Annotated in this window: 9 protein-coding genes; 6 read left to right on the top strand and 3 right to left on the bottom strand. The window is 58.8% G+C overall.

The features are described 5' to 3' along the window. The first annotated feature begins 67 nt into the window (after positions 1-67). The 4 genes from VIL80_RS16435 (at position 68) to VIL80_RS16420 (ending at position 5208) form a co-directional block, all read left to right on the top strand. Complete coding sequence (locus tag VIL80_RS16435) at positions 68-1555, top strand: serine/threonine-protein kinase (RefSeq protein WP_332037176.1); 1488 nt, start codon at positions 68-70, stop codon at positions 1553-1555. 249 nt (positions 1556-1804) lie between these two features. Next, positions 1805-2014 (top strand): cold-shock protein, encoded by a 210-nt coding sequence (locus VIL80_RS16430; protein WP_332037175.1) that lies wholly within the window; start codon positions 1805-1807, stop codon positions 2012-2014. Positions 2015-2196: 182 nt separating this feature from the next. Further along, positions 2197-3426 (top strand): DUF3667 domain-containing protein, encoded by a 1230-nt coding sequence (locus VIL80_RS16425; RefSeq protein ID WP_332037174.1) that lies wholly within the window; start codon positions 2197-2199, stop codon positions 3424-3426. A gap of 177 nt (positions 3427-3603) precedes the next feature. Further along, positions 3604-5208 (top strand): ABC-F family ATPase, encoded by a 1605-nt coding sequence (locus VIL80_RS16420; protein ID WP_332037173.1) that lies wholly within the window; start codon positions 3604-3606, stop codon positions 5206-5208. A gap of 50 nt (positions 5209-5258) precedes the next feature. Here VIL80_RS16420 and VIL80_RS16415 read toward each other — a convergent pair whose 3' ends face one another. The 3 genes from VIL80_RS16415 to VIL80_RS16405 are packed head-to-tail and all read right to left on the bottom strand — an operon-like array spanning position 5259 to position 8446. Continuing rightward, complete coding sequence (locus VIL80_RS16415; RefSeq protein WP_332037172.1) at positions 5259-5675, bottom strand: VOC family protein; 417 nt, start codon at positions 5673-5675, stop codon at positions 5259-5261. A 30-nt stretch (positions 5676-5705) separates the two neighbouring features. Beyond that, complete coding sequence (locus VIL80_RS16410) at positions 5706-6743, bottom strand: J domain-containing protein (protein ID WP_332037171.1); 1038 nt, start codon at positions 6741-6743, stop codon at positions 5706-5708. A 14-nt stretch (positions 6744-6757) separates the two neighbouring features. Continuing rightward, entirely contained in the window at positions 6758-8446 is a 1689-nt protein-coding gene (locus VIL80_RS16405; RefSeq protein ID WP_332037170.1) for an Hsp70 family protein, read from the bottom strand. A 292-nt stretch (positions 8447-8738) separates the two neighbouring features. Here VIL80_RS16405 and VIL80_RS16400 point away from each other — a divergent pair, with 292 nt between their 5' ends. Together VIL80_RS16400 and VIL80_RS16395 are read left to right on the top strand one after the other, a co-directional pair. Beyond that, positions 8739-9542 (top strand): outer membrane protein OmpK, encoded by an 804-nt coding sequence (locus VIL80_RS16400; RefSeq protein ID WP_332037169.1) that lies wholly within the window; start codon positions 8739-8741, stop codon positions 9540-9542. 21 nt (positions 9543-9563) lie between these two features. Next, a partial coding sequence (locus VIL80_RS16395; RefSeq protein WP_332037168.1) for an NCS2 family permease occupies positions 9564-10852 on the top strand: 1289 nt, incomplete at its 3' end.

The raw sequence follows: 10852 nt of genomic DNA, 5'->3' as shown, positions 1-10852 counted from the left end.
CCAGTTGATGCACAGGCGGCCGCCCGGTTTCGCGGTCCCCTTTTGAATGGTTGGCAAATCTGCTGCTATGACCCAGTCCGATCTCCATATCCCCGGTTACACCGTACACGGCCCCATTGGCCAGGGCGGTATGGCATCGGTTTACCTGGCCACCCAGGACTCCCTCAACCGCAAGGTGGCAATCAAGGTGCTGCGTAACGGCAGCAAGGATGCCGGCGGCGCTCAACTCAATGAGCGCTTCATCAACGAGGCGCACTTTATTGCCAGCCTCAACAACCCGCATATCATCACCATCCACGATATTTCGACCCTGCCCGGTGGCGATCACTACATTGCCATGGAGTTTCTCGGCGGCGGTGACCTGGACGAGAACCGCGAGCGCTTCCAGGAACCGGCAGCGATCCTGCGTCTGATCCGCCAGATTGCCGAGGGGCTGTCGGTGGTGCACGAGCAGGGCATCATCCACCGGGATGTAAAGCCGGCGAATATCCTGTTCCGCAAAGACGGCACCGCAGTGCTTACCGATTTCGGTATCGCCAAGGATGTGGATAACAATTCCGACCTTACCCAGGCGGGCTTCAGCCTGGGTAGCCCGTCCTACAGCAGCCCGGAGCAGGCCCAGGGCCAGCCGCTGGATATCACCACGGATATCTACAGCCTCGGCGTGATCCTGCTGGAGCTGCTGCTGGGCTATAACCCCTTCAAGGGTGACAGCCACACCTGCACGGCGATTAACCATATCCAGCAGGCGCTCCCCCCCCTGCCGGCACAATATGCCTACCTGACACCGCTGCTGGCGCGGATGCTGGCAAAGTCGCCCGCTGACCGTTTCCGGGACTGCGATGCGCTGGTGGCCGCAATCAACCCGCTGCTCGACCCGACCGCCCCTGTGCAGGTGACCGGTACCAAACCGGCAACCTTCAAGATGCCGGCGTGGCTCGCGGGCAAGCCGCGCCTGTTGCTGCCGGTGCTGGGTGTGGTTGCGGCAATTCTGCTGGTGTTTGCGCTGGGCTACGAGAACGAGACCGATCGCGAGATCAAGCGCCTGCTGCAACAGGCGGAGCTGCGGCTGCAGGATGCGCGCTATATCGCCCCCGAGCAGGACAATGCGCGCTACTACTACCGCCAGGTACTGTTGCTCGACCAGGACAACCGCGATGCGCTTGAAGGCCTGGTGCGCGTGACCGAAAAGCTGGTGGAAGACTATGTGACGCGCGGGGCCGAGGCACTGGAGCGCGGCAAGCTCAACAGCCCCAAGGGCAGCAGCGCGCTGTACTACTATCGCGAGGCGCTGGCCCTGGATGCGGAGAATCCGCAGGCACAGGCCGGGATCAACCAGATTGTGGATGAATTCGCCCACCGCGCCCGCACCAACCTGCTGGAAAACGACCTGGGTAGCGCCGACCGCAATGTCAAACGCGGTCTGAATATCCAGCCGGACGATGCAGAACTGCTGGCGCTGCGCCGGGAGATCAACGAAAAAATGCCGGCGGCAAAGCGGCTGATACGCGATGTATTTGGCAAATTGCGCGAGAAAATCGACAAAGATGGCTGAAGAGTCTGTTCCTTCCCGGTCGCGGACAGCACGTTTTACCGGGGCGGATAGGTTGCGCGTTTTGTAGACAACCCGCTTACTTACCTATAGAGTGTGCGTCTGCTAGAAAGAAAGCCACACATTTACAATCTACATTTCGCTGTTTTACTCGTAACACCTCGTCCTGCAGTTTTAAATCCCGGCTAATTTTCCAAGCAACACCCGCCTACTTAGAGGCATTAACCCGATTTAATCTCAGGATTTAACAGTATGTCTAATACAGTGAAAGGAACCGTTAAGTGGTTCGACGAAGCTAAAGGTTTTGGTTTTATTGCGCAGCAGTCCGGTCCGGACGTATTCGCGCACTTCAGTGCCATCGCCAGCACCGGCTTCCGCACTCTGACCGAAGGCCAGACCGTTGAGTTCACCGTAACTCAGGGTAAAAAAGGCCCGCAGGCTGAAAACATCGTAGTCGTTTAATCGCGATACGCATGTAAAAAACGGGCCCTTCGGGGCCCGTTTTTGTTTCCGGTATCCAATGATGGGTACCGCTATATCACCCGGAGATTATCCGGGCCGCCATTCCGTGGCACTATCGCGTTCAATTCCAGCGCACGGCCACTGGACGGTTTGAATAAGAACAACATGAGCCTGGGAAAGCCATGAGTGACACCGATACCCTGTCGGATCAGGACCTGATCACCACACCTCAGCCATCTGACCTTGCACCGCAGGCCTGCGAGGATTCCGCCAGCGCACCCGCCGCGCCCCACTGCGGCAACTGCGGAGAACTTCTGCTGGGCCCCCACTGCCACGCCTGCGGCCAGCCGGAAAAGAGCCTGGTACGGCAATTCCCCGAGCTGATCGGCGATTTTTTTGGCACGGTGTTCGGGCTGGATTCGCGTATTGCGCGCACGCTGGGCCCACTGTTGGTGAACCCGGGATTTCTGACCAGCGAATACTTCGCCGGCCGCCGTGTGCGCTATGTAAGCCCGGTACGCTTGTTTGTGTTCCTGTGCCTGACCGCATTTTTCGCCGCAAAACTGAGCAGCGACTGGCGCACCGATGTCAGCATCGGTCAGGTTGGCGCCGATGTAACATCGCCCGACGTTGACCTCAACTCGGTCGAGCACGACATCACATCGGCCACCACTGTGGAGGAAGTGTTGCGGTTACGCGATCAGGCGATAAAAGACATTGCCGAGATTTCCGCAGAAAGTGGCGAGGTACCCGGAGTGACCGGGCTGTTGAGCGGCGTCGAGCAGATCGTACGCCAGCGTGCCGCCCAGCGCATCGCACAGCTCGACCCTGCGGCGGTTGCGGGTCCGGACGAAGAGGAACCCCAGCAGATCACGGAATCGCAGAAGATCACGGCACCGCAGATCGAGGGAGCACCCGAGGCAGTGAATGCGTGGTTTGTTCGCCAGAGCGCGAAACTCACGCTGAACATTTCCCGTATCGCCAAGGACCCCAACCTGCTCAAGGATGCGCTGTTCAGCGCGATTCCCTCGACCCTGTTTGTCATGCTGCCGTTCTTCGCGCTGTTCCTCAGCCTGTTATATGTGTTCAAGCGCCGCCTGTATATGGAGCATCTTATTGTGGCGCTCCACAGCCACGCCTTTCTGTCACTGGCGCTGCTGCTGATGGTGCTGATGTCGGACCTGCGTGCCTGGCTTACCGAGCCACATACCCTGCCACAGGCACTGTTCAACCTCGCAATCCTGGCGCTCGGGCTGTGGATGCCGGTCTATCTGCTGTTGATGCAAAAGCGTGTCTATGGGCAGGGCTGGCCGATGACCACACTTAAGTTCTCGGTGCTCGGGCTGGTCTACTTCATCCTGCTCAGTACCGCCACCACCATAACCGCACTGGCCAGTATCGCCCGTCTCTAACGGCTCTTAATTGGGGTGCTCGGGGCCGTCCGCCAGTGCGGTCCCAGCTGCTCAATTAACACACAAACATCTCGACACTCCGCCACCACCGCCGTATAGTGCGCGGCCCGCGCCCTATGTCTGTTGCACATCATTACCGCGGCGCCCCCTTTCAGTTACACCTCCCGGGACAGACTCTTGATTACCACCGCCAACATCACCATGCAGTTCGGTGCCGAACCGCTGTTTGAAAACATCTCCGCGAAGTTCGGTAACGGCAACCGCTATGGCCTGATCGGGGCCAATGGCTGCGGCAAGTCCACCTTTATGAAGATCCTGAGCGGTGCCCTCACGCCCAGCGCCGGCAATGTCTCCATTGCCCCCGGCTGCACCCTCGGCATCCTGAGCCAGGACCAGTTCGCGTTCGAGGAGTACACCGTGGTGGATGCGGTGATCATGGGCGATACACGCCTGTGGGAAATCAAGCAGGAGCGCGATCGTATTTACTCGCTGCCGGAAATGACCGAAGAAGACGGCATGCGCGTGGCGGACCTGGAAGTGCAGTTCGCAGAACTGGACGGCTACAGCGCGGAGAGCCGTGCAGGCGAGATCCTGCTGCAGGCGGGTATTGAGGAATCCTTTCACTTCGGCCTGATGAAGCAGGTCGCTCCGGGGTGGAAACTGCGGGTGCTGCTGGCTCAGGCGCTGTTTGCGGACCCGGACATCCTGCTGCTGGACGAACCGACCAACAACCTGGATATCCACACCATCCAGTGGCTGGCGGAGGTGCTGAACCAGCGCAAGTCCACCATGATCATCATTTCCCACGACCGCCACTTCCTGAACCAGGTGTGCACGCACATGGCGGACATCGACTACGGTGACCTGCGTATTTTCCCCGGTAACTACGAGGATTTTGTTGCGGCCTCCACCCTGATCCAGGACCAGCTGCACGCGGAGAACGCGAAGAAGACCGCCGAGCTGGAAGAGCTGCAATCCTTCGTAAACCGCTTCTCCGCCAACGCGTCCAAGGCCAAGCAGGCCAGCTCGCGCGCGAAGAAGATGGAGAAGATCCAGCTGGCCGAAATCAAGCCGTCCAGCCGTGTGAAACCCTATATCACTTTCCAGCAGTGCAAGAAGCTGCACCGCCAGGCGGTCGAGCTAGAAGGCCTGAGCCACGGCTTTGATGGCGAATCCCTGTTCCACGGCGGCGATTTGCTGCTGGAGGCCGGCGCGCGCCTCGCGGTCATCGGCGAGAACGGTGTGGGCAAGACCACCTTCCTGCGCTGCCTGGTGAACGAAATCCAGGCCAATGGCGGCACCGTGAAATGGTCCGAGAACGCGGCCATCGGCTACTGCCCACAGGACAGCAGCGCCGACTTCGATAACGACCTCACCATCTTCGAGTGGATGTCCCAGTGGCGCCAGCCCAAGCACGACGATTTGACCGTACGCGGCATGCTCGGCCGCCTGCTGTTTACCGCCGACGATGCCAACAAGAAGGCGCGCGTGTGTTCCGGTGGTGAGAAGAACCGCCTGCTGTTCGGCAAGCTGATGATGATGGATACCAACGTACTCATCATGGACGAGCCCACCAACCACCTGGATATGGAATCCATCGAGGCGCTCAACAAAGCGCTGCTGAAGTACGAAGGCACATTGATTTTCGTGAGCCACGACCGCGAGTTTGTTTCATCGCTGGCGACGCGCGTGGTGGAGATCAAGGACCAGTCGCTGATCGACTTCCAGGGTACTTACGAAGAGTATCTGGCGCACCGCGAGAGCACGGCGCGCGCAGCCTGATTAGCACCTGCATAATAGCCCCATAAAAAACGCCGCATCCGCGGCGTTTTTTATTTGAACATCAGCTCCGGATTTTTCATCGACTTCATCTCCAGCACATTGCCGTTGGGGTCTTTGATGAAAAACGTTTCCTGCTCGTACTCGTTGCCGACAAAACGGCGATAGGGTTTATCCAGGTATTCCAGGCCGGCGGCCTCGATACGCGCCTTGAGTGCCTGGAATTCATCGTTCGGCAGGTGCGCGCCAAAGTGCGGCACCGCCACCGCGCCCATATCCACATCATGGCGCACATTGGGCAGTTGTTCCTCACTCTGGTGCAAGGTGAGTTCATTGCCCCAGAAATCGATATCCACCCAGCGCCCCACTTCGCCATTGCCGCTCTTGCAGCCGAGCACATCACAGTAAAATTTTTTCGCGGTTTCCAGGTCCCCGGCAGGAATGGCCAGGTGCATGCAGTTGGATTTCATAATTACTCCAGTAACGTGCGAGACTCCGGTTTACAGTTTCTCCTGCTCTCCCCAAAACAGGGCGGCAAAAAACTTTATGGCGCCTATCGCCACAAAGCCATACAGAAGTAATCCCCTGCCCTGACTCACCAATGCGACCGCGCCGAGAATCATTGCAGTAATCATCGCACCGAATATGGCGAACTTGCCCAGATCAAGCCAAAAATTCCCTTCCCTCCCCGACAATTCAGACAGAGATTTCCCCCGCAGCAGCTTTCCACCCTTGAGCCCCAGAAAGGAGGTTCCCGCACCAGGTAGCGCCACCGAAGAATCGGGCATGCGCAGTGCGAACCACTCTCGTTCACTCAGCTGATAAAATTCTTCGCGGTTCGATCCGCTGAAATTCAGATAGCGATCCAGAACCTGCATTGCCGCCACCCCAACGGGGGCTTCACTCTCTCCTATCCGCGTAAGGTTGTACTGGGCAATTTTCCGCAATAAGTTCCCGGTTAAATGGAGGCGGAAATCCCGATCCAGCAGATACGGGCAACCGGCGATAAAGTCCCAGCATTTGGCATTGTCCCTATCCGGCTTCTGGAGAATTTCATCCGCGGTCGCAAGCGCCTCATCCAGGGCCTTGCGGTAATCATCGTCGAGACTGTCCCGGCACTCATCGTTTTCAGGAGAGTAAATTCGCTCAACCCGGTATCCCTGTTCCGGTGTTTCCCCTCTGGAAATCCGGAAGCCATCGACTTCGACCATCATCTCGCTGTCGGCAAGCCCGGCGATGGCTTTTTTAATCTGGTCGAATATTTCCTGCGTCATTCCCGGCGGCAAAAACCCTTCGGGAGTTTCCCGTATTTCATCCTGCGAAGATTCCAGCTCCCTCTCATGTCCTGCAGATTCCTCTTGCGTGGATAACCGCTGCCGCACGGCTTCGGGATATCGCAACCAGTTCAGAGCTTCCTGATAGGCGTCGTGAATCTTCTGGAACTCCAGCGGCGATTCGTCCGGGCGAAACTTCTTGATAAGGCGGGCATAGGCCCTGCGGACTTCCGAGCGGTCGCTGTCGTCGGACAGTTCCAGCACATCCCAGCAACTTGTCATACCCACTCCTCCAGATCCAGCTGCTGTAGGCGAAGTTCAAACTCCTGGCGCGCCTTGGCAATTTCCACTTCATTCTGCCGGTCCAGCACCGCCTCGAAACCGGCGAGCAGCTGGCCGATCGCATTGCGCTCGTCGCCGAGGGAGGATTCGTAGATCCGCTCCCCCCAGGCCATAAGTGCGCGGTTTTTTTCGCTGTCACGGGGGTGGAATTTCAGCTTTTCGAGTCGCCTCAGGGATTTCTGGAATTCCTCTTCACTGAGGCTTGCGGGAGAATTCTTGATGACCTTGTTGTACTTCCGCCCGGTACTGAGAACCGCAACGTCCACATCCAGGATTCCATTCATGTCGTAACTGAAACGCACATCAATGGATTCCTCCCCGCCCTTGTTGCTGGGGACAGCCACATCGAGACTGCCAAGGAAAACATTTTTTGATGTCTGCCGGTGTTCGCCCTGGTAAACCCTGACGGCAATCTGTGTTTGATTGTCGTTCACGGTAGAAAAGCGCTCCACCCGACTCACCGGCACCGTGGCATTGCGTTCGATAATCGGTGTGTAGGTGGGAACCAATTGCCCATTGACCGTACTGGTCGAATCGATGCCCAGGGTAAACGGGCACACGTCGGTGAGCACCATATCGTCCAGCGCCGCATTTTTTTCCATAAGACCGCCCTGCACCGCGCTACCGCGTACCACCGCGAAATCCGGGTCGATGGTACACGCGGGCAGACGCCGGAAAATTTTTCCCACCGCAGAGCGCACGGCCGCAAGTTTGGTAGAGCCACCCACAAGCACCACTTCGTCAATTTGCTGCGGCGAAATACCCGCGTCGCGCATGGCATTTTCGATGGGGCGCTGCAGACGCACCAGCAGCGGGGTCATTGCGCGGTTGAACCAGTCGCTGTCCACGGAAACGATCGTGGTTTGGCCGGCCACGCTGAATTCAATACTCTGGGGTGCGGAGGAGATGCGGCGTTTGGCGCTCTCCATTTTCATGTGCAGCTGGTGCCTTTCCACCGATGTCAGGTCGCTCGTTTTACACGCCAGCTGTTTCAACACCGCTTCCACCATGGCCTCGACAAAATCTTCGCCGCCGAGGAAGTTGTCGCCGGAAGAAGCGTGCACCTGCATAACGCCTTCAAAAAATTCCAGCACCGTGACATCCAGGGTTCCACCGCCCAGGTCGACAATCACGAAGGTGCCTTCCTTCTGTTCATGCAGCCCGTAAGCCATGGCCGCGGCGGTCGGCTCGTTGATCAGCCGGTTTACATTGAGTCCCGCGAGCTCCCCCGCCTTCTTGGTGGCGTAACGCTGGTTGTCATTGAAGTACGCCGGTACGCTGATGACGGCCTGCTCGATGGGCTGGCCGAGAAACGCCTCGGCATCTTCTTTCAGGGACTTGATCACCAGTGATGACAGCTCCACCGCGGTAAACGTCTGCCGGCCAATAACCACTTTGTGACTGGTACCCATCAAGCGCTTGAACACGGCTACCGTATCGTCGGGACAGGTAATCAAACGCTCCTTGGCGGCCCGGCCAACCAGGATCTCTCCACTGCCGTCGATGCCGATTACCGATGGGGTCAGGAGTTCGCCGAGCTTATTGGGAATGACGACAGCTTCATTGTCGCGCCAGATGGCGCAGGCGCTGTTGGTGGTTCCGAGATCGATGGCAAGAATGGTCATAGTGCCCTCTGACTTTTATTGTTAGCGCAGGAATCGTGGCACCTCTAACTTCCTGCGTTTTGGACTTATAAAAGTAGTCCGCCGATTCTCCTTCGCTACACGCTCCGCAGCGTATTGGCACATATCGCTTCCGGTTGGGCATTTCGTGCGGATCCGGGCGCTAATCCGTCACGAAGTCTTGGAAATTCGCCGCCAATTCCGGTAGATTGCGCGCTTATTTTTTGCCCAAGACTCGACTGTAAGGTCTCGTCTTGCCGCGGGATGGACTCCGCCAGCTACATAAGAGGTAACCATGAAGCTGACCAAGTCCCTATCCCTGCTGTCTCTTTCCTTTTCCCTGGCCTGCGCGCCATTCGCCGCCCTCACCCACGCGGAAACCCTGTGGAGTGACAACAGCCTGACCGCCCTGCACGGCAAGAACTATGAGGTCAATTACAGCCTCAGCAGCGACGACAGCACCCGCAACGTACTGACCTTCGAGCACGCCAGCGGCCACAGCTGGGGCGACCTGTTCATCTTTTCCGACTACCTGGTTTCCGATGACGACTCCAGCGAGCTGTACACCGAGATCTCCCCGCGCCTGAGCCTCGGCAAGCTGAGTGGTAGCGAGCTGGCATTCGGGCCGGTGAAGGACGTGCTGCTGGCGGGCCAGCTCGAGCTCGGCAATATGGACGACCCGGATCACCTGACCGCGACCGGTCCGCATTTCACCAACAAGCTGGCCGGTGTCGGCTTTGACCTGGCGGTACCGGGCTTCGCCTATTTCCAGACCAACCTCTACCACCGCAATAACGACGACCGCGCGGACAACGAACAGCTGACCCTGGTGTGGGGCCTGCCGTTTACCCTCGGCAGCGAGCAGTTCCTCTACGACGGTTTCCTCGACTGGGCCAGCGCGTCGCGCGATGTACACGCGAGCATGAACTTCACCTCGCAGCTGAAGTGGGATATCGGCGCCCGCGCCGGCAAACCGAAAAAACTCTACGCGGGCCTCGAGTACGTGCACTGGAATGACAAGTTCGGCATCAAGAACGGCACCTGGGGTATCGACTCCAACGAGCGCAATATCAATCTGCTGCTGAAGTACCACTTCTAATTCCAGGACCCGGATCAGACCATGACTGAATTCAGAACTTCCGCCCCTTCTGCTGCAGGTACTAGCGACAGTGCAGGCCTGCTCGAGCGCCTGTTCAAGCTGAGCGAGCGCAACACCAACGTGCGCCAGGAACTGGTCGCAGGAATCACCACCTTCCTGACTATGGCGTACATCATTTTCGTAAACCCGAATGTGATGGCGGCGGCCGGCATGGACCAGGGCGCGGTGTTCACCGCGACCTGCGTGGCGGCGGCGGTGGGCTGCCTGATCATGGGCCTTTACGCCAACTACCCGTTCGCGCTGGCACCGGGCATGGGCCTGAATGCGTTTTTCAGCTACGTGGTTGTGGGCGAGATGGGCTACAGCTGGCAGGTGGCACTGGGTGCGGTGTTTATCTCCGGCGTGGTGTTTCTGCTGCTGAGTATCTTCAAGGTGCGCCAGTGGGTCATCGACAGTATTCCCATGTCGCTGCGCCAGGCGCTGGCGGCCGGTATCGGTCTGTTCCTGGCGATCATAGCGCTGAAGAGTGCCGGCATTGTTACCGCGAGCCCGGCCACTCTGGTGACCCTGGGTGACCTGACTTCCAGCGATGCGGCGCTCGCCGCGCTGAGCTTTTTCCTGATCGCGGCACTGGCGCACCGCCGGATGCTGGGCGCGGTGATGATCGGCATTCTTGTGGTCACCGGCATTGCGCTGCTGATGGGCAAGGTGCAGTTCGGCGGACTGATGTCTGCACCGCCGAGCATGGCGCCCACCTTCCTGCAGCTGGATATCGCCGGCGCGTTCAATGTGGGCATGATCAGTGTGATCTTCGCCTTCCTGTTCGTGGACCTGTTCGATACCGCCGGCACCCTGCTGAGCGCCGCCGACCGCGCCAAGCTGCTGGATGACAAAGGCCAGCTGCCGGGCATGGGCAAGGCACTGATGGCGGACAGCTCCGCCTCTGCGGTGGGCTCACTGATCGGCTCTTCCACCACCACCACGTATGTGGAAAGCACTGCTGGCATCGCCGCCGGCGGACGCACCGGTTTGACCGCAGTGGTGTGCGGAGCGCTGTTCCTGCTGGCGATGTTTTTCTCGCCACTGGTAGGCATGGTGCCGGCCTGTGCCACCGCCGGCGCGCTGATGTATGTGGCGGTGCTGATGACCTCCGGCCTGTCCTCCATCGATTGGGATGACATCACCGAAGCCGCACCGGCGGTGATCGCCGCAGTGATGATGCCGCTGTCGTTCTCCATCGCCAACGGCATCGCGCTTGGGTTCATTTCCTACGCGGTAATCAAGACCCTGAGTGGTCGCGGCCGCGACGT

The sequence above is a fragment of the Microbulbifer sp. genome, assembly GCF_036563125.1.
Classification (GTDB): domain Bacteria; phylum Pseudomonadota; class Gammaproteobacteria; order Pseudomonadales; family Cellvibrionaceae; genus Microbulbifer.
This window is presented reverse-complemented; position numbering and strand designations above follow the sequence as displayed.

Bases quoted from the DNA above. Each gene is read 5' to 3' on its own strand.
- VIL80_RS16435 (WP_332037176.1), top strand. From the start codon at position 68: ATGACCCAGTCCGATCTCCATATCCCCGGTTACACCGTACACGGCCCC.
- VIL80_RS16430 (WP_332037175.1), top strand. From the start codon at position 1,805: ATGTCTAATACAGTGAAAGGAACCGTTAAGTGGTTCGACGAAGCTAAA.
- VIL80_RS16425 (WP_332037174.1), top strand. From the start codon at position 2,197: ATGAGTGACACCGATACCCTGTCGGATCAGGACCTGATCACCACACCT.
- VIL80_RS16415 (WP_332037172.1), bottom strand. From the start codon at position 5,675: ATGAAATCCAACTGCATGCACCTGGCCATTCCTGCCGGGGACCTGGAA.
- VIL80_RS16405 (WP_332037170.1), bottom strand. From the start codon at position 8,446: ATGACCATTCTTGCCATCGATCTCGGAACCACCAACAGCGCCTGCGCC.
- VIL80_RS16400 (WP_332037169.1), top strand. From the start codon at position 8,739: ATGAAGCTGACCAAGTCCCTATCCCTGCTGTCTCTTTCCTTTTCCCTG.